The 1,112-nt window shown below is 70.1% G+C and carries 1 protein-coding gene; it reads right to left on the minus strand.

The annotated features are described in order from the left end of the window. The coding region (locus ABGB01_RS45945; protein WP_347780646.1) for a polyketide synthase at positions 1-1,112 on the minus strand (1,112 nt) is incomplete at both ends.

The raw sequence follows: 1,112 nt of genomic DNA on the forward strand, positions 1-1,112 counted from the left end.
GACACGGCGGCGCGGCGGGGACGGTCCAGCTCGTCCCACGGGCGGGCCTCGGTCAGCAACTCCACCGCACCCGCCGACCAGTCCACATGCGGCGACGGCTCATCCACATGAAGCGTCCGGGGAAGCATGCCGTTACGCAGCGCCATGACCATCTTGATCACACCGCCGACGCCCGCAGCCGCCTGCGCATGACCGATGTTCGACTTCAACGACCCCAGCCACAACGGCCGATCCCGATCCTGACCATACGTCGCCAGCAGCGCCTGAGCCTCGATCGGATCACCCAGCGACGTCCCCGTCCCATGAGCCTCGACCGCATCCACCTCGGCCGCCGACAACCCCGCGTTCGCCAGCGCCTGCCGGATCACCCGCTGCTGCGAAGGACCATTCGGCGCCGTCAACCCGTTACTCGCACCGTCCTGATTGATCGCGCTGCCCCGCACCACCGCCAGCACCCGATGCCCAAGCCGGCGCGCATCCGACAACCGCTCCACCAGCAACATCCCGACACCCTCAGCCCACCCCGTGCCGTCAGCACCAGCCGAGAACGCCTTACAACGACCATCAGGCGACAGACCCCGCTGCCGCGAGAACTCCACGAACATGCCCGGTGAGGCCATCACGGTGGCGCCGCCGGCCAGGGCCAGGTCGCATTCGCCGGTCCGCAGCGACTGCGCGGCCAGGTGCAGGGCGACCAGGGACGAGGAGCAGGCGGTGTCCACCGTCACGGCCGGGCCCTCGAACCCGAACGTGAACGCGACCCGCCCGGAGATGACGCTGGCCGTGGTGCCGGTCAGCACGTACCCTTCGGCGCTGCCGGTGGCCTCGTGCAGGCGCGGCCCGTAGTCCTGCGCCGTGGCGCCGGCGAACACGCCGGTCCGGCTGCCCCGCAACCCGGCCGGATCGATCCCGGCCCGCTCCATCGCCTCCCACGACGCCTCCAGCAACAACCGCTGCTGCGGATCCATCGCCAACGCCTCACGCGGCGAGATCCCGAAGAACGCCGGATCGAACTCACCCGCCTCGTACAGGAACCCGCCATGCCGCGCATACGTGGTCCCGTGACTGTCCGGGTCCGGGTTGTAGAGCTTGTCCAGGTCCCAGCCACGGTC

It is taken from the genome of Nonomuraea sp. B5E05 (genome assembly GCF_039880665.1).
Lineage (GTDB): Bacteria > Actinomycetota > Actinomycetes > Streptosporangiales > Streptosporangiaceae > Nonomuraea.